This is a genomic window from Streptomyces flaveolus (assembly GCF_044765825.1).
GTDB lineage: Bacteria > Actinomycetota > Actinomycetes > Streptomycetales > Streptomycetaceae > Streptomyces > Streptomyces flaveolus.
Genome location: NZ_JBIWKU010000003.1, coordinates 544,921 through 563,009, shown reverse-complemented (window position 1 = coordinate 563,009; position 18,089 = coordinate 544,921). Strand labels below are relative to the sequence as shown.

Below are 18,089 nucleotides of genomic sequence, written 5' to 3'. Positions count from 1 at the left end.
TGACGAAACGCCGCCGGGCGACGCTCTTGCGGATGTGACGACTGTGACCAGCGAAGCGACGGTGACCAGCGGAACCACTACCCCGACCGCCCCGGCGGCCGGGACCACGAGTGCCGGTCCGACGGTGGCGGAGCGGCCCCGGGCCGCCACCAGGCCGGTGCGATGGGCGGCCGACACGGTGGCCGTGATGCGCGAGGGCGCGCGGCTGCGCCTGGACTACTCACCCCAGAGCCTGTGGCGCGTCGACCGCATGATCGACGGCATCCGGGGCGAGGGAGCGCCCTACGCCGCGGTGGAGACCGTCCTGCGCGGGCTCGGCGCCTACGCCGGTGAGGTGATCGCGCGGGAGAGCGACGCCGAGTGGTGGGCGACCGGCGGCGACCACTGGATCCGCACCCGCGACGGCCGCCTCTGGGACCCGATCGACGAGGCCCGCCGCTGCTTCGCCGGCGACGGGTCGCTGCGCCTGCTGTGCCGGGAGGCGACGGCGGGCCGGTGACGCCCGGGCGCTCGCTGTGACACTTCCGTGCGGCCCGACGCTGATGACCTTGGGGGCGGGCTCGACGAGCGCGCCGGCAATCCGGTACGGACGAGGACGCTTCTTGGGCCGAGGAGGGGAACCCCGCCGCGTACAGGCGTACGACGGGGAACTGGGCGCGGCCGTCGCGCTGGCCCAGGAGGGTGACGAGGCCGCCTTCGCGGTCGCCTACCGGCTCGTGCAGCCCGGCCTGCTCGGCTATCTGCGCGGGCTGGTCGGGGATGACGCCGAGGACGTGGCGTCCGACGCCTGGCTGGAGATCGCCCGCGACCTGGGGCGCTTCCGCGGCGACGGGGCCGGTTTCCGGGGCTGGACGGCGACCATCGCCCGGCACCGGGCGCTGGACCACCTGCGCCGCCAGAAGGTGCGGCCCCGGGCGTCGGCGCTGGAGCAGGACGTGCTGGACCTGCCCGGCCCGCACTCCACCCACGACCAGGCGCTGGAGACGCTGTCCACCCGGGCCGCCTTGGACCTGGTGCGGGGGCTGCCGCGCGATCAGGCGGAGGCCGTGCTGCTGCGCGTCGTCGTCGGTCTCGACGGCCCCGCCGCCGCGCGCGTCCTCGGCAAGCGGCCGGGCGCGGTGCGCACGGCGACGTACCGGGGACTGAAGCGGCTCGCCCGGCACCTGGGTACCGACGGTGTGACGGATGAGGGGCCCAGGACGCTGGGGGAGTCGACATGAGGGACGCCGACGGCGGCGGCCCGGCGGACCGAGCGGGGACGGAAGCGGACATGGGTGCACAGCGGAGCGACGGCGGCCACGGCCACCGGCCTGCCCACCCAGACGCCCGGGACGCCCGGGACGCTTCCGGGGTCTCGCGGGCCGGCGGCGGCCGTTCCGGGGGCCACCGGTCTGCCGAGCCTGATGCCGGGGACGCCCGGGACGCTTCTGGGGTCTCGCGGGCCGGCGGCGGTGGTTTCCGGGCCCACCGGTCTGCTCGGCCCGATACCCAAGACGCCCGGCGTGCCGGGGGCGCCCGTGATGTGGCGGCGGTCGAGGGGCTGCTCGTCGCCGCCCTGCGCGGTGGCGGTGCCGAGGGTGAGCGCCGGGCGGTGGATGCCTTCCGGGCCGCCCGGGACGCGGGGGTCCACCGCGCGGCACGCACCGCGCGGGTCCGCCGCCGCGACGACTGGCGGCCCCGGGAACGGCGGCGCGCTCGGCGCTCGCTGAGGACCACCCTCTCCGTCGTGCTGGCGAGCCTCACGCTCGGCGGCGTCGCGTACGCGGCGATCGGGGCGGGTGACGCGGGCGGTTCCCCGGCCGAGGGCACCCCCTCCACCGGGAACCGCGGCCCGGCATCCGTCGCCGCCCCCGCCGCCCCCGCCGGCACGGACAGCACCGGCCGCCCCGCCGGGCCGGGATCCTCCGCCCCGTCCTCCGGCGCCACCGCCGTGTCCGGCGTCCCGGCCGCCGCAGGCCGGGACGTCGAGGCCCACTGCCGTGCCTACGAGCGGGTCGAGGGGCGCGGCCGCGCGTTGGACGCCACGGCCTGGCAGCGGCTCGTCGCGGCGGCGGGCGGTGAGCGCCACGTCGCGGCGTACTGCGCCCGGCAGCACACACGGCAGACGGAACCCGTCATCGGGAACGAGGGGACCACCGGGAACACCGGGACTTCCGGGAGCAACGGGACTTCCGGGAGCGGGGCGACCGGGAACAACGGGACCTCAGGGACGGCCGGGAACGCCGGAACCACCGGGAGTCGGCCGGGCGGGCAGGCCCAGGCGACCGGTAACCCCGGCAACGGCACCGAGGGCGGCGACACCGCCGACGGGAACGCCGAGGGCGGCCGGAAGACGGGCCAGGGCCGCGGCGAGGGCGAGTAGACCCGCGCCGGAGGAAAAGGCGGTGGCCAAGGCAACGGCCGGGGCCGCCACCCCCCACAGGAGAGGCCCCGGCCGTCGCGCGGCACGGGCCGCGCGGCGACCCGTACTCCCTACAGCGCCGCCGATGCGTTTTCTGTCACACCTCACTGCGTCACGGGTTAGTTGCGTCTTGTACGGCAATGCGATGAGGTCATGGACGAGCGACGGTTTCAAGACGTAACGTGCCTTTCGCGCCGACCAGCGGGGCCCTTTCCCGCATCGCAGCAGCGGTGGACCACCGCACCCACTCATTGAGGAACCACGACGGCGAGCACCCGGTCCGCGAGAGCGGCGCCGGCTTAGGCGCAAAGAGAGGCGCGTTCGGTGCTGGGGGACGACGCGGAGCTGACCGCCGCGGTGCGTGCGGCACAGGACGGGGACGAGACCGCGTTCCGGACTGTGTACCGCACTGTGCACCCGCGCTTGCTCACCTACGTGCGGACGCTGGTCGGTGACCCGGACGCCGAGGACGTGGCGTCCGAGGCGTGGCTGCAGATCGCCCGTGACCTGGAACGTTTCGACGGTGACGCGGACCGGTTCCGCGGCTGGGCCGCCCGGATCGCCCGCAACCGCGCGCTGGACCACATCCGCATGCGCGGACGCCGGCCGGCGATCGGCGGCGACGAGACCGAGCTGACCGGCAAGCCCGCCGAGTCCGACACCGCCGGCGAGGCCATCGAGGCCCTGGCCACCGACAGCACCCTCTCCCTCATCGCGCGACTGCCCCAGGACCAGGCCGAGGCGGTCGTCCTGCGCGTGGTCGTCGGCCTCGACGCCAAGAGCGCGGCCGAGACGCTGGGCAAGCGCCCCGGCGCCGTCCGCACGGCGGCGCACCGGGGTCTGAAGCGCCTGGCCGAACTGCTCGGCGGCGATGCGGAATCCACCGGCGTGCTCGACGCCCTGCCGCCCCAGCGAGAACCGCGCCGCCGTGCGGTGACGTCCGCGACTGTGACGCATACGCGTGCGCGGACGCAGAAGGACATGTGATGGCCGACGAGCAGGACGGGTGGCTGGACCGCGAAACGGCGGAGATCTTGCTGCGCGGAGAGTCGCTGAAAGCTGTCGACCCCGCGGTCCGGGACCGGGCCGAACGGCTCGCCGAAACCCTGGACGCGCTGGCGGCGTACCCCGCGCCGACCAGCGGAGAACTGCCCGGTGAGGCCGCCGCGCTGGCCGCCTTCCGCAAGGCGCGCGCCGACGACGCGGCGGAGTGGGCCGGCGCGCCGGCCGCCCTCGGTCACGGCACCGCGGCGCAGCCGTCCGATGCCGGGCTGGTCCGCATCGGCCCGCACCGCGACGGTGCCGGGCGCTCCCGCTGGAGCCGTCCCCTGCGCCTCGGACTGGCCGCCGCGCTGACCGCCGGCATGGTCGGCGGGGTCGCGGTCGCGGCCGGAACCGGAGTCCTGCCGACCCCGTTCGGCGGTACCGGTCCGGACCCCGCCGCCACCGTCTCGTCGGTGGCGACCCCCGGCCGCCCGCTCGGCTCACCCACCCCACTGGACGGCCTGCGGGGCGGGTCCACGCCCGACGGCGCCACGCCCGGCCCCTCCGGCAGCGGGACCACGCGCGACGAGGCGGGCGGCACGGCCGGCGACCGCGCCCCGGACGCCGACGACCGGGCGTCGGACGGCGCGGACGGCCATCGGCGGGACCTCGCCACGTCCTGCCGTGACGTGAGCGCCGGCAAGGCGCTCGACGGCGCCCGCAGGCGCGCGCTGACGGAGGCGGCCGGCGGCACCGCACGGGTGGGCACGTACTGCCGGAGCGTCCTCGCCGGCACCGGTGCCACGACCCGGGACCGGACCGGGGGCAGCGCCGGGGAGGCCGCGGAGGGCGCCCCGGGCGGGACGGCCGGCGACGTCGAGCCCCGCAAGGACACCGGCGGCACGAGCGGCAGCGACGACAAGAACGGCCAGGGCGGCAAGAGCGACAAGGGCGACAAGAACGGCCAGGGTGAGAACGGCCAGGGTGAGAACGGCGGCAACGGCAAGCAGAGTGGGGGAAAGCAGGGCGATGAGGGCGGCGACGGCGGCGACGAAGGCGACGAAGGCGCCCACATAGCCCCCCGCGTCCACGGGGCCCCGGCACTGCGGCCCGCCCACGCCACAGGTGCGCCCGCGGCCCTGCTGCCCCTGCCGGACCTGCGGCCGAAGGACGCTCCGCGGGAGCTGCCGTTCCTTGGCAAGACCTCCTGACCTGCGCTTTTGTGAGCGGACGGAATTTTTTCCGCCGTAGGTGTGACACTTTTGGCCACCGGGGCGCAGTACTGAGTGAGCCGACTGGTCATCGGCTTCCTGCACTGAGCCGGGGTTCCCCCCGTACCTGCGGCTCGTGCACCTCGGCGCGGGCGGGACACGTTCCCCCGGTCCCGCCCGCGCCCCATCCGCCACCGCGCCGTCTCACCGGTACACGACGACCTTGTCGCCGTTGCGCACCCGGGCGTACAGGGCCGCGATCGCCCCCTCGTCCCGCACGTTGACGCACCCGTGCGAGGCCCCCGCGTAACCGCGGGCGGCGAAGTCGTAGGAGTAGTGCACGGCCTGGCCGCCGCTGAAGAACATCGCGTACGGCATCGGTGCGCGGTAGAGCGTCGACCAGTGGTGGCGGGACTTCCAGTAGACGTGGAAGACACCCTCCCGGGTCGGCGTGTACTGGGAGCCGAACCGCACCGCCATCGTCGACACCGTCCGCCCGTCGACCATCCAGCGCAGTGTCCGGCTCGACTTGCTGATGCACAGCACCCGCCCGGTCAGGCAGCGCGGGTCGGGTGCGGCGGCCGGCTGGCCGCCCATCGCGTAGAGCTGCCACGTGCCCGGTTCGCGCGTCATCGCCACCAGCCGCTGCCAGGTGACGGTGTCCGTCCGGCCCGTCCGGGGCAGCCCGCGCTTGCGCTGGAAGCCGCTCACCGCGCGCTCGGTCCGGTCGTCGTACGTCCCCGTCGGCCCGCCGGCGAGCCAGCCGATCTGGCGCAGCCGCGCCTGGAGTTCGCGGACGTCGCGGCCCGTGTCGCCCCGCTTCCACAGCACCCGTGGCGCGGGGCGGGCGGGCGGAGCGGCGGCCGGCCGGCGGGCCGACGGGGCGCGCTCGGGCGGCACGGCGGGGGCGGCCCCGGGCGCGGCCGGGCGCCCCCCTGCGCCGTTGGCCCCGGCCGCCGGAGAGCGCGCCGTGCCGCTGACGCCGGGCGCCGGGCTGCCTCCAGGACCGTTGACGCCGGGCGCCGGCCGGCCCGTGCCGTCGATGCCGGGGCCCGTCACCGTGCAGCCGCCCGCCGCCAGCACCGCGCCCAGGGCGCACGCGACCGCGCCCGACCTGTACCGCGCACTCCTCGTGCCCCTCATACGCATCACTGTCCCCGTCGTCTCAGGGTTCCGCACGGATGTCCCCCAGAGATGCTCCCCGCGGATGACGCGCGGCGAACGGCGCGGCATCGTTGTGACCGGGACCGCAACACGCCTGTGAGCAAGGTCCCAGCGTGTGCCTCTCCACCCGGGCGCACGCCCGCCGATACAGTCCGTCGGAGGGTCGGTCTGTACTGGCGAGTAACTGACGGGTAGTTCGAGCAGCTCGAACACATGCTCAGCGGGAGGCAACACACCATGACGCGCGAGTCGGAGTCCGGACTGCCCATCGAACCGGTCTACGGGCCCGACACCCAGGCGGGCTGGGACCCGGCCGAGAAGCTGGGCGAACCGGGGCAGTACCCCTTCACCCGCGGCGTGTACCCGACGATGTACACCGGCCGCCCCTGGACGATGCGCCAGTACGCCGGCTTCGGCACGGCGACGGAGTCCAACGCCCGCTACAAGCAGCTGATCGCCAACGGCACGATGGGCCTGTCCGTCGCCTTCGACCTGCCCACCCAGATGGGCCACGACTCCGACGCCCCGATCGCCTCGGGCGAGGTCGGCAAGGTCGGCGTGGCGATCGACTCGATCGACGACATGCGGGTGCTGTTCGGCGGGATCCCGCTGGACAAGGTCTCCACGTCCATGACGATCAACGCGCCCGCCTCGCTGCTGCTCCTGCTCTACCAACTCGTCGCGGAGGAGCAGGGCGTCGGCGCGGACCAGCTGACCGGCACGATCCAGAACGACGTGCTGAAGGAGTACATCGCGCGCGGGACGTACATCTTCCCGCCCAAGCCCTCGCTCCGGCTGATCGCGGACATCTTCAAGTACTGCAGGGCCGAGATCCCGAAGTGGAACACCATCTCGATCTCCGGCTACCACATGGCCGAGGCGGGCGCGTCCCCCGCGCAGGAGATCGCGTTCACCCTCGCGGACGGCATCGAGTACGTGCGCACGGCCGTCGCGGCCGGCATGGACGTCGACGACTTCGCGCCCCGCCTCTCCTTCTTCTTCGTGGCCCGCACGACGATCCTGGAGGAGGTCGCCAAGTTCCGCGCGGCCCGCCGGATCTGGGCGCGGGTGATGAAGGAGGAGTTCGGCGCGAAGAACCCCAAGTCGCTGATGCTCCGCTTCCACACCCAGACGGCCGGCGTCCAGCTGACGGCCCAGCAGCCCGAGGTGAACCTGGTCCGCGTCGCCGTCCAGGGCCTGGCGGCCGTCCTCGGCGGCACCCAGTCGCTGCACACCAACTCCTTCGACGAGGCCATCGCGCTGCCGACCGACAAGTCCGCCCGCCTCGCGCTGCGTACGCAGCAGGTCCTCGCCTACGAGACGGACGTGACGGCGACGGTCGACCCGTTCGCCGGGTCCTACGTCATCGAGAAGATGACCGACGACGTCGAGGCCGCCGCCCTGGAGCTGATGCGGAAGGTCGAGGACCTCGGCGGCGCGGTCAGCGCCATCGAGCACGGCTTCCAGAAGAACGAGATCGAGCGCAGCGCCTACCGCATCGCCCAGGAGACCGACTCGGGCGAGCGGGTCGTCGTCGGCGTCAACCGCTACCAGCTCGACGAGGAGGAGCCGTACGAGCCCCTCCGCGTCGACCCGGCCATCGAGGCCCAGCAGGCCGAACGCCTCGCCAGGCTGCGCGCCGAGCGCGACCAGCCGGCGGTGGACACGGCCCTGGCCGCCCTGAAGAAGGCCGCCGAGGGCGAGGACAACGTCCTGTACCCGATGAAGGACGCGCTGCGGGCCCGGGCGACGGTGGGCGAGGTGTGCAACGCGCTGCGCGAGGTGTGGGGGACGTACGTGCCCTCGGACGCCTTCTGAGCGCGTTTCTGATCACCCGTCGGACGCGCTGCGTGCGCGTGCGTACCGACGGCTGAAACACCGGGGCGGAGTGTCGCACCCCCGTGCGACACTCCCTCCATGTTCGGCGTCATCGACCTCCCCACCTACCTGGCAGGCCTCGTCCTCATCGTCCTCCTGCCCGGCCCCAACTCCCTTTACGTCCTCTCCGTGGCCGCCCGCCGTGGCGTGCGCGCCGGGTACACGGCCGCCGCCGGGGTCTGGTGCGGGGACACGGTGCTGATGACGCTGTCGGCCGCCGGAGTGGCCTCGCTGCTCCAGGCCAACGCCCTGCTGTTCGGGATCGTGAAGTACGCCGGCGCCGGCTACCTCACCTGGCTCGCGATCGGGATGATGCGGGCCGCGTGGGGGATGTGGCGGACCCGCCGGGAGGAGGCGGCGCCGGACGCCGCCGCGCCCGTGGCCGGGGACGAACGGCCCTTCCGCCGGGCCCTGGTCGTCAGCCTCTTCAACCCGAAGGCGATCCTCTTCTTCGTCGCCTTCTTCGTGCAGTTCGTCGACCCCGGCTACGCCTACCCGGCCCTGTCCTTCGTGGTCCTCGGCGCCTTCGCCCAGTTCTTCAGCTTCCTGTACCTCAGCGCGCTGATCTTCAGCGGCACCAAGCTGGCCGCCGCCTTCCGCCGCCGCAAGCGGCTGTCGGCGGGGGCCACCTCGGCGGCGGGTGCGCTGTTCCTGGGCTTCGCGGTGAAGCTGTCGGTGGCCAGCGCCTAGGCGCGGGCCGTCAGACCAGGCCGAAGCGGGCCAGGTAGCCGCCGAGGCCGGCCGTGTCCTCGCCCGCCCAGCCGACGTAGCCGTCCGGCCGGACCAGGAACAGCCCCGTCCCGTACGCCCCGTGTCCGGGCCCCCGGACGACGGGCACCGACTCCGGCATCGGCGGCGCTTCGCGGCCCAGCGCGAGCAGCGTCCAGTGCGGTCCGCGGAAGGCGTCGAAGAGCCGGACGCCGTCCACCGTGCCGTCGGGCGCGCGGTCGCCGGCCCGCAGGGCACCGTCCGGGACGGTGCGCGTCTCCGCCGTCAGGGACGACTCCCGGTAGCCGAGCCCCAGTTGCCGGGTCGTGTCCCCGCGCCGCACCTCGCCGCGGTGGACGCCCGTCGACAGGCCGAGCACCCCGGCGGCGACCGGGCGACGCTCCTCCTCGTAGCTGTCCAGGAGGCCGTCCGGCGCTTCGCCCGCGAGTACCGCGCCGAGTTTCCAGCCCAGGTTGTAGGCGTCCTGCACGCTGGTGTTCAGGCCCTGCCCGCCGGCCGGCGAGTGCACGTGGGCGGCGTCCCCGGCGAGGAGGACGCGGCCCGCGCGGAAGCGGTCGGCCAGCGCGGCCCGGGGCCGGAAGTCGGAGGCCCAGCGGACCTCGGTGACGTCCTCGGGCGCCAGGTGGGAGCGGTCGGCGACGACCTTGCGCACGCCGTCCGCGGTGAGGTCCACGCCGGTGCCCTCCGGGAACTGCGCGGTCACCTGGAAGTCCTCGGTGCCGGCCAGCGGGCACACCGCGAGGAAGCCGGTGTCCCCGCGGGGCGGGAAGAGGTGCCAGTTGTCGCGGTCCAGCCCGCTGATCCGCACGTCCGCCACGAGCACCGGACTCGGGTCGACCGTCTCGCCCGTCATGCCGATGCCGAGCGCGCGCCGCACGGCCGACCGGCCGCCGTCGGCGGCGACGAGGTACCGGGCGCGGACGGGCTCCCCGGAGGCGAAGCGCGCGGTCACGCCGTCCGCGTCCTGTATGAGGCCGACGACCTCCCGGCCGAAGGCCACCGCGCCGCCCAGCTCCTGAAGACGGGCCAGCAGGATCTCCTGGGTCCGCCACTGCGGCACCATCCACGGCTCGTTGTACGGCGCGTCCTCGCTCGGCTCGGCCGGGTCGAACATGGAGTGCTCGCCGAGCCGCTCGCCCTCCTGCCAGACCATGCCGACCGGGTAGCCCCCGCCGGCCGCGTGGATCGCGCCGAGGACGCCGAGGTCGTCGAAGACCTCCATGGTGCGGGGCTGGAGGCCCTTGCCGCGCGAGCCGGGGAACAGCGTCCCGTCCCGCTCCACCACCAGCGCGTCCACACCGCGCCGGGCCAGGTCGATGCCGAGCGCGAGTCCGGTGGGGCCCGCGCCGACGATCAGAACGTCCGTGTTCATCCCACTTCTCCTTAACGCTGTTAAGTTGCGCTGGATCCCGAGCATCTCCTTAACGCTGTTAAGCTGTCAAGCTGTGGGCGTGGGAACGGAACGACGCGCCCCCCTCGACCGCCGACGGGTCGCGGACACGGCGCTGAAGCTGCTGAACGAGGTGGGCCTCGACGGCCTGACCCTGCGCACCATCGCCCGGGAACTGGACGTCAAGGCGCCCGCCCTGTACTGGCACTTCAAGGACAAGCAGGCCCTGCTCGACGAGATGGCCACCGAGATGTACCGGCGGATGGTCGCCGAGGGCTCGCTCGACCCGGGCGACACCTGGCGCGAACGGCTGCTCAAGTCCAACCGGGGCCTGCGCGCGTCGCTGCTCGGCTACCGCGACGGCGCCAAGGTCTTCAGCGGCTCACGCTTCACCGGCATGGAGCACGCCGAACAGATGGAGGACAGCCTGCGCCTGTTCACCGCCGCCGGCTTCACCCTCCCCCAGGCGGTGCGGGCGACCTCGACGACGTACGTCTACACGCTCGGCTTCGTCACCGAGGAGCAGGGCGTCGCACCCCTGCCCGACCAGCGGCGCGAGGGCTACGACATGGACGAACGCGCCCGCCGGTTGGCCGACTTCCCCCTGTCGGCCGCGGCGGGCGCGGAGATCTTCGCGGACTACGACCGGCACTTCGAAGAAGGGCTGGCGCTGGTGATCGACGGAATCGCGGCGCGCTACGGCCTCGACTGAGACCCGGCCCGTGCCCGCCGCCGTGCCGCCAGCCGGCGCCGTACGACCCGGGTGACGACCGGCGGCAGCAGGTCCAGGGCGAGGCGACGGGCCCGGCCCCGGGGGGACGGCGCCGACGCCGGGCGCGCCGCGCCTGCCTGCCGCACCGCCTGCGTCTGCTGCCCCGGTACTGACGCGGTCCCCGGCTGCCGGCCCTCCGGGCCCGGCACGGGCGCCCGGTGCCGGGAGACCGGAAGCGAGGGCAGCCGCATCGTCTTTCCCTTGGCGCGGAACCGGACCAGCCGGTGGCCGGCGGCCCACTCCACTGTCACCGTGCAGTCGTCGCGCTCACGCAGCGCGGCGAGCAGCCGCTCCTGGACGGGCTCGGGGTCGCCCCAGGTGGCGTACAGCTTCTGGGTGCTCAGGCAGACCGGACGCAGCCCCCGGTTGAGCACGGCCTCCCAGGCGGCGACGGCCACACCCGGGGTGTGCTCGGTGCGGTAGTCGTCGAGGGCGACGATGCCCTCGGGCAGCAGCAGGTCGCGGACCGCTCCGATGTCCCCCTGGACGTGCTCGTACAGGTGCGAGGCGTCGATGTGGGCGAAACGGCAGGTGCCGGGCGCGACCTCTCCCGTGATCGCGGAGCTCGGGGCCTGCACGATCGTCGGCAGGCCGTCGTGGAAGGACAGGTAGTTCCGCTCGAAGGCCTGCCGGGTGAGCGTGGAGTACGACTTCGCCGACTCGGCCCGGTTCGCCTCGTCCGGGGCGTCCGCCTCGAACAGGTCGCAGACGGTGAGCTTCTCGCCGTCCTGGAGACGGTGGCCCAGCAGGATCGCGCTCTTGCCCATGTAGGCGCCCAGTTCGAGCAGGTCGCCGCGGGTCCCCGCGGCCTCCTGCCGTTCCAGGAACCAGGAGAACAGCACCTGGTCGAGCGGCCAGAACCAGCCGGGGACGTCGTTCAGCTCAGCGGGATACGTGTGCGTAGCTTGCGCGGTCGCCATGAAGGGAGGATGCCTCCTCGGCATCGGAAAGGCAGCAGGTGCGCGCGGCCCGGTGGACGGAAAATCGCACGAATCGCTCAATGTGATCGGCTGAGTACGTTCCGCAGCCGTGGTGTCAGCGGCTTTTCTACGAACCGGTGCAGCAGCCAGGCCAGCCCCAGCATCCCGGCCACCGTCAGCACGAAGGTCGCCGCCGACGGGACGTGCAGCCCGCGGTGCAGGAAACGGATCGCCACCCAGCCCAGGTGCTCGTGGACCAGGTAGAACGGGTACGTCAGCGCACCGGCCACCGTCAGCCAGCGCCAGTTCGCCCGGTTCAGCCACCCCAGCGCGACCGCCGCGACCGCCAGGAAGCCGAAGGTGACGACCAGGACGATGCCGAACGTGGTGCGGTGCGCGAAGGCGTTCGGGTCGGTGGCGTTCCACAGGTCGCGCACCGCGTAGTGCTGGCCGATCAGGAAACCGGCGGCCACCAGGCCCCACGCGTGCGCGTCCCGCCGGTCGCGGTGGACGAGGTACAGGCCCACGCCGCCCACGAAGAACGGGGCGTACTCCGGCATCAGCACCAGCTCGAGCAGCGGCTCGTGCGCGGCCTGCGCGAGGGCCGCGGCCAGCAGCCAGCCGGCGCAGAACATCAGGACGCGCCGGCGGTTCGCGCCGGGCAGGACGACACACAGCGCGAACAGCGCGTAGAAGCGGATCTCCACCCACAGCGTCCAGCACACGCCCAGCACCCGGTCGGCGCCCAGCGGCTGCTGAAGCATCGTCAGGTTGACCAGTGCGTCGCTCGGCGACACCGCCTCGTAGACGACCACCGGCAGCGCGAACACCGCCGTCACAAGGATCACCGCCGCCCAGTAGGCGGGCAGCAGCCGGGAGGCGCGGGAGGCGACGAACGACGTCAGGGACCGGCCCCAGCCGCTCATGCAGATCACGAAACCGCTGATCACGAAGAAGACCTGGACGCCGAGACAGCCGTAGGCGAAGAAGGTGTGCAGCGTCGGGAACTGCAACTGGGCCGAGCTGCCCCACGCGTCGGTGACGGAGCCGCCGCGCCCGCCGTAGTGGTACGCCGCCACCATCAGCGCGGCCACCAGCCGCAGCCCGTCCAGGGCCCGCAACCGGGCCGGCGCCGCCTTCGCCCGCGGCACCCCCGGTATCGGTGCGCCGGGCGCCGGTGCGGTGGCCGCGCCGGGCCCCGCTGCCGTCGTGCTCACGACCGTCTCGGTCACTGCTGGTCTCCTTCGGCCGTTCCCTCACTCGTCGTCGGTCAGGACGCCCGCGGACAGGCCGAGTTGCGAACGGCAGTGCGGGGAACGCGTGTGTGGTGGGTGGGGCAAGGCTAGGCATGCCCCCGGCCGGGAACGGCGCCGCCGGGCGGACCACTGGGGGAATTTCCGCGGAACGCCGGATGACGGAACGGCGACGGCGGCCGGTCCTTCCGCGCGGTTCACCGTCCCGTCACCCGACATCACCTCAGCGTTTGATCGAGCGCCGAATGGCCCGCGCCCGCCGCACCACCTTCCGCGCGGTGGAATTCTGCGGCAGAAAGGCCAGCCGCTCCGGAATTCCGCCGGGCAGCCCCAGCGAGGTGAGCCGCCGCTTCTTGAAATACCGCCGGGTGCGCGTGTTCGGATTCCCGCGCAGGAATTCCTCCGCGTCCGGCCGCAGCTCGGTCAGGATCTTCGGCTGCATCGCGAAACCCACCGCCCGCACCAGCGCGCCGAGGGCCTCCGTGTCCAGCCCCCGGCGCCCCTCCGTGACGGCCGCCGCGTCGCCCGGCTCGGGCAGCAGAGCGTCGACGATCGTGACGGGCACCCGGTTGCTGTTCTCGTACGGCGTCAGCCGGTCCAGCAGCGTCTCGGTGCCGACCCGGGCGACCGGCAGGCCGTACAGCGCGGACGCGGTGAGCAGCGCCGTGGAGAAGCAGCCGACCACCAGCGCCGGGCGCATCCGCTGGTACAGCACCTCGGCGAGCACCGGCGTGTCCACCACCGTGAGGGCGACGCCGAGCCGCTCCGCCTCCTCCTCCAGGGTGCGGGCGAAGCGGGCCGGGGCCGTGGGGTGCGGCTTGAACACCACCCGGGTGTGCCCGAGGCCGACGGCGCCGGTGAGCATCCGCACGTGCAGGGCCTCCTCCTCCTCGGCGGAGAGGATGCCCAGCGCCGACAGGTACTGCCCGAGCAGCAGCGCGGGCCCCTCGACGTCCGGCAGACCGGCGCCGGTGTCCGCCAGCTCGGCCAGCACCTTGGTGAACGCCGGGGTCGGCACGAGCTCCGGGCCCACCCCGAACTCGGTCAGCAGCAGCGGGGTGAGCCCCGGTACCAGGTCCAGGTGGAGCAGGCGCTCCACGCGGGTGCCGACCAGCGGGTCGAGCTTGTTGCGGGTCGGCCCGTAGCTCATCAGGCCGTCCGCGTACACGGTCAGGGGCGCGTCCGGGAAGAGCTGCGCCACCCCCAGCGCCGGCTGCACCTGGAGGGACTCCACGACCAGCGCCACGTCGTCGTCCCCGAGGCCCCAGGCCAGCCGCAGATAGCGCTCCCATATCGGGGCGTCGTCCACGCGCGGCGCCCAGCCGCCCGGGTGGAACGGGAAAATGGTCTCGTTCCACGACACCACGTCGTCGAACCGGTCCCGCAGCCGCTCGAACCCCGGCATCGCGTCCGGGGCCGGCGTCGTCTCGGGCGTCGCCGCGTTGTTGGACACCAGCAGGATCCGCCGGTCGGCCGCCTCGAAGCAGCCGGCGTCCAGGGCGGCGGCGAGCGTGGCCGTGCCGTACAGCGTCGACGCCAGGAAGATCTGCGTGCTCACGCCGCCACCTCCGCGGCCGGCACCGGACGGCGGCGCAGCCGGCGCAGCCGCGTCGCGCGCTCGGTGTCCATCGAGGCGAGCACCTCGTCGAGCGCGTCCTGCGGCATCCGCCGCAGCGCGGCGGCGCTCATCGCCTTCAGTTTGCGTGCCACGGCAGGCTCGAACCTCTCGATGGAACCCAGATGGTGGGAGATGATCGCGCAGTACGTGCGCACCGCCTTCGGCAGCAGCCGCGCGGCGTCGGCGTCCGCGGCCGTCTCCGCGACGACCTGGTCGAAGGCGCGGATGAAGTCCAGCTGGCGGACGTCCCCGATCTGGGTGAGCGAGGACGCCACCCCGCGCCGGTAGAAGACGCCGAGCAGCCCGGTCACCGCGAAGGACTCCGCCTCCCGGTGCAGCTTCCAGATCCACGGCCGGTCCTCGGCCGTGCGCAGCCCGTCGGTGAAGTGCAGCAGGCCCCGGTCGGCCAGCCGGCGGTGATAGATCCCCGCCCAGGCGTACGCGTAGTCGACCGAGGTGGAGCGGTGGGCGGGCAGGATCGCGTCGCGCGGGCGCAGGGAGACGTTCCTGCGCCCGTGCGGCACCCGGAACACGGCCCGGGACCTGGCCGTGCACTGCACGTGGTCGGTGCGCACGAAGTCGCAGCCCAGGTCCTCGATCGCGGCGACCAGGCGGTCGTAGTGGCCGGGGGCCAGCCAGTCGTCGCCGTCCAGGAAGGTCAGGTACTCGCCGCGCGCCCGGTCGATGCCGGTGTTGCGGGCGGTCGCCAGGCCGCCGTTCTGTTCGTGGCGGACCAGCACCGCCCCCGGCAGTTCGTCCTCCGCGCGCGCGAGAAGGTCCGCGGTGCCGTCGGACGAACAGTCGTCGACGAGAATGAATTCGAAGTCGTCCCGCGCGTTCGCGCGCAGACTCCGCAGGGTGTCGGGTGCGTATTGCCGCACGTTGTAGAACGGCACGATGACGGAGAGCTTGGGCACGTCCGCGACGTTAGGCGGCGGCCCGGCATGCGGCTTTACCTGTGCCTTGATGCGAGGTGAACGAGGCGTGGCGAAGCCGTGAAGTGGATGGGATTTCCGGCGCCCGGCGGCCCGATTCGCCATTCGGCGATGTGCTGTTCACCGTTTGTTGCTTTCCGGTTGGGCGGTTACTAGAAATGGCTTCCTAGCGTCCTCGGTGTGCCAGCAAGTGCAACGAAGGCCCGGCGGATCGCCGTCCTCGCGGATTCCGACACCCGGTGGAAATGGGGCGCGCTCACCGCGTCCCGCATCTCCCCCGACGGTGCGGACCTCCACCTGGACGGCTACCTCCTGCGGGGCCGAGCCACCCCCACCGCCCGCCAGTTGGCGGAAGTCGGCGCCGACGCGGACTCGCTCCGCGAGGTGACCGCCGCCGAGTTCCTGCGCGCCATGGCCGAGGAGCCGTACGACGTGGTCGTCCTCGCCCTGGTCGGCGGCGGCGTCCAGGCCGTGCTGCACGGCCTGCGGCACGTGTGGGACGGCCGCACCGACCGGCCCGTCGTCGTCACCGGCTACGTCGGCGTCGTCTACGAGAAGCTCACCGACGGCCTGCTGCTGCGCCACGGCGCCGACCTCGTTCTCGCCAACTCCCGCCAGGACGCGGACCGTTTCCGTGCCGTGTACGAGGGGGTCGGCGCCGACGCCTCGGCGGTGACCGAGGTCGCACTGCCCTTCCTGGGCGGGGCGGAGCACACCGGCGAGCACGGCCACCCGTACACGGTGGTCTTCGCCGCCCAGCCCTCCGTCCCGGACAGCCGCCGGGACCGTACGTACCTGCTCGACCGGCTCGTCCGGCACGCCCGCCGGCACCCCGAGCGGGAGGTGCTGCTCAAGCTGCGCTCCAAGCCCGGCGAACACACCACGCACATCGAGGAGCTGCCCTACCAGAAGCTGGTGCAGAAGACCGACCCGCCGCCCAACTTCCGCCTGGTCTACGGGCACATGGGCGACGTCCTCGACCGCACCGACCTGCTGGTCACCGTCAGCTCCACGGCCGCCCTGGAGGCCCTGCACCGCCGCATCCCGACGGCCGTGCTGACCGACCTCGGGGTGCGCGAGGCCCTCGGCAACCACCACTTCACCGGCTCCGGCTGCCTCGCCTCCTGGGACCAGCTCGACGACGGCCACCTGCCCGTGCCCGACCCGGCGTGGGTCGCCCGGCAGGGCGTCGCGGCCGACGGCACGTACACCACCGCCTTCGACAGCGCCCGCGCCCGCATCACCGCGCTGCTCGGCCGGCCCGGCGGGCTGCCCCCGCTCCGCCCCTACTACACACCCGTCACCGCCCCCGGCTACCTGCCCGGCATCCTCGCCCGCCACCACCTCGCCCCGGACGGCAGCCCGCTGCCCGGCGCGCCCGCCGCCGACAAGGAGCCCGGCCCGGTCCGCCAGATCGTGCGCCGCGCCGCACGCGGCGCCTACCGGCACGGCGTCCAGCGCGTCGCCCCGGTGATCCGCCGGATGGGGGAGCTGTGACCGGCCCGCACCCCACCCGCCCCCAGACCCGCGTACCCGCCCAAGGAGACCGAGGAGCCCCTGCCATGACCCAGCCGGACGACCCGGAAGCGGGCCGAGGCGCCTCGGTGCGCCGCGTGCTCGCCGTCATCCCCGCGCGCGGCGGCTCCAAGGGCGTGCCCGCGAAGAACCTCGCGCCCGTCGGCGGCGTCCCCCTCGTCACCCGCGCCGTCCGCGAATGCCGGGCCACCCGCCTGGTGACGGACGTCGTGGTCTCCACCGACGACCGCGCCATCGCCGCGGCCGCCCGGGAGGCCGGCGCCGAGGTCGTGCTGCGCCCCGCCGCCATCGCCGGGGACACGGCCACCTCCGAGGCCGCGGTGCTGCACGCCATGGACACCCACGAGGCCCTGCACGGAGCCGCCGTCGACGTGGTGCTGCTCGTGCAGTGCACCAGCCCCTTCCTCGTCCGCGAGGACGTCGACGCGGTGGCCGCCGCGGTCGCCGAGGACGGCGCCGACACCGCGGTGACCGTCGCCCCCTTCCACGGCTTCGTCTGGCGGGACGGCACCGGCGAGGACGCCGGCGGCCACGGCGTCAACCACGACAAGTCCTACCGCCCCCGCCGCCAGGACCGCCCCCAGGACCTGCTGGAGACCGGCGCCGCCTACGCCATGGACGCGGCGGGCTTCCGCGAGCACGGTCACCGCTTCTTCGGCCGCACCGAACTGGTCCGCACCGACCCGGCCCGCGTCCTGGAGATCGACGACCCGCACGACCTGGCCCGCGCCCGCGCGCTCGCGCCCCTCTTCGACGGCGCCCGGCCCGGCGCCCTCCCGACCGCCGAGGACATCGACGCGGTCGTCCTCGACTTCGACGGCACCCAGACCGACGACCGGGTGCTGATCGACTCCGACGGACGGGAGTTCGTCTCCGTGCACCGCGGCGACGGACTCGGCATCGCCGCCCTGCGCCGCAGCGGCCTGACGATGCTGATCCTGTCCACGGAGGTGAACCCGGTCGTCGCCGCCCGCGCCCGCAAGCTCAAGCTGCCCGTGCTGCACGGCATCGACCGCAAGGACCTCGCGCTCAAGCAGTGGTGCGAGGACCAGGGCATCGCGCCCGAGCGCGTGCTCTACGTCGGCAACGACGTCAACGACCTGCCCTGCTTCGCCCTCGTCGGCTGGCCCGTGGCCGTCGCCGGCGCCCACGACGTCGTGCGCGGCGCCGCCCGCGCCGTCACCACCGTCCCCGGCGGAGAAGGCGCGATCCGCGAGATCGCCGGCTGGCTCCTCGGCCCTTCCCTCGACCCTTCCGCGACCCCCACTCCGCTCACCCAGTCCACGTAAGGAAACCCC

The 18,089-nt window shown here is 73.9% G+C and carries 16 protein-coding genes; 10 read left to right on the top strand and 6 right to left on the bottom strand.

Going from position 1 to position 18,089, the window contains the following annotated elements; all coding sequences use genetic code 11:
- Positions 1-43: 43 nt before the first annotated feature.
- The 5 genes from ACIRG6_RS12090 (at position 44) to ACIRG6_RS12070 (ending at position 4,596) form a co-directional block, all read left to right on the top strand.
- Positions 44-499 carry a hypothetical protein gene (locus tag ACIRG6_RS12090; RefSeq protein WP_403322300.1) on the top strand — a complete coding sequence of 152 codons (456 nt, stop codon included), beginning with the start codon at positions 44-46 and terminating at the stop codon, positions 497-499.
- A 103-nt stretch (positions 500-602) separates the two neighbouring features.
- The gene (locus ACIRG6_RS12085) at positions 603-1,220 is read left to right on the top strand and encodes an RNA polymerase sigma factor (protein WP_364676608.1); all 618 of its coding nucleotides are present in this window, start codon (positions 603-605) and stop codon (positions 1,218-1,220) included.
- A 302-nt stretch (positions 1,221-1,522) separates the two neighbouring features.
- Entirely contained in the window at positions 1,523-2,362 is an 840-nt protein-coding gene (locus ACIRG6_RS12080; protein ID WP_364676610.1) for a hypothetical protein, read from the top strand.
- A 363-nt stretch (positions 2,363-2,725) separates the two neighbouring features.
- A complete protein-coding gene (locus ACIRG6_RS12075) occupies positions 2,726-3,388 on the top strand; it encodes an RNA polymerase sigma factor (protein ID WP_364676612.1) in 663 nt (220 codons plus the stop codon).
- Positions 3,388-4,596 carry a hypothetical protein gene (locus tag ACIRG6_RS12070; protein ID WP_403322296.1) on the top strand — a complete coding sequence of 403 codons (1,209 nt, stop codon included), beginning with the start codon at positions 3,388-3,390 and terminating at the stop codon, positions 4,594-4,596. The genes ACIRG6_RS12075 and ACIRG6_RS12070 overlap by 1 nt, the downstream gene beginning before the upstream one ends.
- A gap of 204 nt (positions 4,597-4,800) precedes the next feature.
- Here ACIRG6_RS12070 and ACIRG6_RS12065 read toward each other — a convergent pair whose 3' ends face one another.
- Entirely contained in the window at positions 4,801-5,745 is a 945-nt protein-coding gene (locus ACIRG6_RS12065) for a L,D-transpeptidase family protein (protein ID WP_403322294.1), read from the bottom strand.
- A 252-nt stretch (positions 5,746-5,997) separates the two neighbouring features.
- On the opposite strand from ACIRG6_RS12065, the gene ACIRG6_RS12060 reads away from it, so the two are divergent.
- Together ACIRG6_RS12060 and leuE are read left to right on the top strand one after the other, a co-directional pair.
- Positions 5,998-7,578, top strand: coding sequence for an acyl-CoA mutase large subunit family protein (locus tag ACIRG6_RS12060; protein ID WP_318214155.1), 1,581 nt, complete (start codon positions 5,998-6,000; stop codon positions 7,576-7,578).
- Positions 7,579-7,677: 99 nt separating this feature from the next.
- Positions 7,678-8,328 carry a leucine efflux protein LeuE gene (leuE, locus tag ACIRG6_RS12055; RefSeq protein WP_350714127.1) on the top strand — a complete coding sequence of 217 codons (651 nt, stop codon included), beginning with the start codon at positions 7,678-7,680 and terminating at the stop codon, positions 8,326-8,328.
- A 10-nt stretch (positions 8,329-8,338) separates the two neighbouring features.
- On the opposite strand, the gene ACIRG6_RS12050 is transcribed toward leuE, so the two are convergent.
- The gene (locus ACIRG6_RS12050; RefSeq protein WP_403322290.1) at positions 8,339-9,739 is read right to left on the bottom strand and encodes an FAD-dependent oxidoreductase; all 1,401 of its coding nucleotides are present in this window, start codon (positions 9,737-9,739) and stop codon (positions 8,339-8,341) included.
- Between the two features lie 79 nt (positions 9,740-9,818).
- Between ACIRG6_RS12050 and ACIRG6_RS12045 the strand changes: the two genes are divergently transcribed.
- Positions 9,819-10,469 carry a TetR/AcrR family transcriptional regulator gene (locus tag ACIRG6_RS12045; RefSeq protein ID WP_364676623.1) on the top strand — a complete coding sequence of 217 codons (651 nt, stop codon included), beginning with the start codon at positions 9,819-9,821 and terminating at the stop codon, positions 10,467-10,469.
- Here ACIRG6_RS12045 and ACIRG6_RS12040 read toward each other — a convergent pair.
- The 4 genes from ACIRG6_RS12040 to ACIRG6_RS12025 all read right to left on the bottom strand — a co-directional run bounded on the left by ACIRG6_RS12040 (position 10,454) and on the right by ACIRG6_RS12025 (position 15,237).
- Positions 10,454-11,449 carry a class I SAM-dependent methyltransferase gene (locus ACIRG6_RS12040; RefSeq protein WP_403322288.1) on the bottom strand — a complete coding sequence of 332 codons (996 nt, stop codon included), beginning with the start codon at positions 11,447-11,449 and terminating at the stop codon, positions 10,454-10,456. The two genes, ACIRG6_RS12045 and ACIRG6_RS12040, sit on opposite strands and share 16 nt — an antisense overlap.
- A 77-nt stretch (positions 11,450-11,526) precedes the next feature.
- Entirely contained in the window at positions 11,527-12,681 is a 1,155-nt protein-coding gene (locus ACIRG6_RS12035) for an acyltransferase family protein (RefSeq protein ID WP_403322286.1), read from the bottom strand.
- A 244-nt stretch (positions 12,682-12,925) separates the two neighbouring features.
- On the bottom strand, positions 12,926-14,260 hold the full coding sequence (locus tag ACIRG6_RS12030) for a polysialyltransferase family glycosyltransferase (protein WP_403322283.1): 1,335 nt from the start codon (positions 14,258-14,260) through the stop codon (positions 12,926-12,928).
- Positions 14,257-15,237 carry a glycosyltransferase family 2 protein gene (locus ACIRG6_RS12025; RefSeq protein WP_350714137.1) on the bottom strand — a complete coding sequence of 327 codons (981 nt, stop codon included), beginning with the start codon at positions 15,235-15,237 and terminating at the stop codon, positions 14,257-14,259. The genes ACIRG6_RS12030 and ACIRG6_RS12025 overlap by 4 nt, the downstream gene beginning before the upstream one ends.
- Positions 15,238-15,435: 198 nt before the next feature.
- Between ACIRG6_RS12025 and ACIRG6_RS12020 the strand changes: the two genes are divergently transcribed.
- A complete protein-coding gene (locus tag ACIRG6_RS12020; protein WP_364676630.1) occupies positions 15,436-16,752 on the top strand; it encodes a DUF6716 putative glycosyltransferase in 1,317 nt (438 codons plus the stop codon).
- A 65-nt stretch (positions 16,753-16,817) separates the two neighbouring features.
- Positions 16,818-18,080, top strand: coding sequence for a cytidylyltransferase domain-containing protein (locus tag ACIRG6_RS12015; protein WP_403322279.1), 1,263 nt, complete (start codon positions 16,818-16,820; stop codon positions 18,078-18,080).
- Positions 18,081-18,089 lie beyond the last annotated feature (9 nt).

Bases quoted from the DNA above. Each gene is read 5' to 3' on its own strand.
- ACIRG6_RS12070 (WP_403322296.1), top strand. From the start codon at position 3,388: ATGGCCGACGAGCAGGACGGGTGGCTGGACCGCGAAACGGCGGAGATC.
- ACIRG6_RS12065 (WP_403322294.1), bottom strand. From the start codon at position 5,745: ATGCGTATGAGGGGCACGAGGAGTGCGCGGTACAGGTCGGGCGCGGTC.
- ACIRG6_RS12060 (WP_318214155.1), top strand. From the start codon at position 5,998: ATGACGCGCGAGTCGGAGTCCGGACTGCCCATCGAACCGGTCTACGGG.
- leuE (WP_350714127.1), top strand. From the start codon at position 7,678: ATGTTCGGCGTCATCGACCTCCCCACCTACCTGGCAGGCCTCGTCCTC.
- ACIRG6_RS12050 (WP_403322290.1), bottom strand. From the start codon at position 9,739: ATGAACACGGACGTTCTGATCGTCGGCGCGGGCCCCACCGGACTCGCG.
- ACIRG6_RS12040 (WP_403322288.1), bottom strand. From the start codon at position 11,449: ATGGCGACCGCGCAAGCTACGCACACGTATCCCGCTGAGCTGAACGAC.
- ACIRG6_RS12015 (WP_403322279.1), top strand. From the start codon at position 16,818: ATGACCCAGCCGGACGACCCGGAAGCGGGCCGAGGCGCCTCGGTGCGC.